The organism is Vibrio sp. D173a (assembly GCF_030248475.1).
Genome location: NZ_JAHGAH010001152.1, coordinates 1 through 891, shown reverse-complemented (window position 1 = coordinate 891; position 891 = coordinate 1). Strand labels below are relative to the sequence as shown.

2 protein-coding genes are annotated in these 891 nt (G+C 46.9%); one reads left to right on the top strand and one right to left on the bottom strand.

Features of this window, described 5'->3' with window-relative positions; all coding sequences use genetic code 11:
* On the top strand, positions 1–590 hold a 590-nt coding region (locus KIV40_RS31955; protein WP_285353351.1), incomplete at its 5' end, for a 3'-5' exonuclease.
* A 65-nt stretch (positions 591–655) separates the two neighbouring features.
* On the opposite strand, the gene KIV40_RS31950 is transcribed toward KIV40_RS31955, so the two are convergent.
* Positions 656–891: cytochrome c5 family protein (locus tag KIV40_RS31950; RefSeq protein ID WP_285353350.1), on the bottom strand; the 236-nt coding region annotated here is incomplete at its 5' end.

The window sequence follows — 891 nt, the reverse complement described above, 5'->3', positions numbered from 1 at the left end:
GATCTTTGGTTCGTGATATCAACTACGAAGATTGGTTATACGAAACGTCTGCGAGCCCGAAAGCAGCAGAAATGCGCATGAAGAACGTCTCTGACCTTTATAGCTGGATCGTAGCTGACCTTGAGGGTGATAACTACGATAAAGAAGAGAAGACGTTAAGAGAGGTCGTTCAGCGTTTGACCCTGCGTGACATGATGGAGCGTGGTGAAGATGATGACGATGCAGACCAAGTGCAATTGATGACCCTGCACGCTTCAAAAGGTTTGGAGTTCCCATATGTCTACCTAATGGGCGCGGAAGAGGGAATTCTTCCTCACCAAACCAGTGTTGATGAAGGTAACGTCGAAGAAGAGCGTCGATTGATGTATGTAGGGATCACTCGTGCACAAAAAGAGCTGACCTTTACTAAATGTCGTGAGCGCCGTCAGTTTGGTGAGTTGATCAAACCGACTCAGAGCCGTTTTCTCGATGAGTTGCCACACGATGATGTGGAGTGGGAGACGGTGAAAAAGCCGCAATCCCAAGAAGAGCGAATGGAGAAAGGCCAAGCGCATATTGCGAATATTCGAGCGATGTTCAATAAGAAATAATCCAGACAAACAAAAAGGAGACCATTAGGTCTCCTTTTTTGAATCTATCTTTCTAGTTATAGAAATTACAGACCCGCGATCATGTGCTCGATAGCGTCTTTGATCTCGTCGTCTGAACAGTCCATACATGAACCTTTCGCTGGCATCGCGTTGAAGCCGTTGATTGCGTGGTCAGCTAGAATGTCTCGACCTTGAGCAATACGAGGTGCCCAATCTGCAGCATCACCTGTTTTTGGTGCGCCACTTACGCCAGATGCGTGACAAGCAATACAAAAAGTACCGTAAACTGTTGCGCCATCAC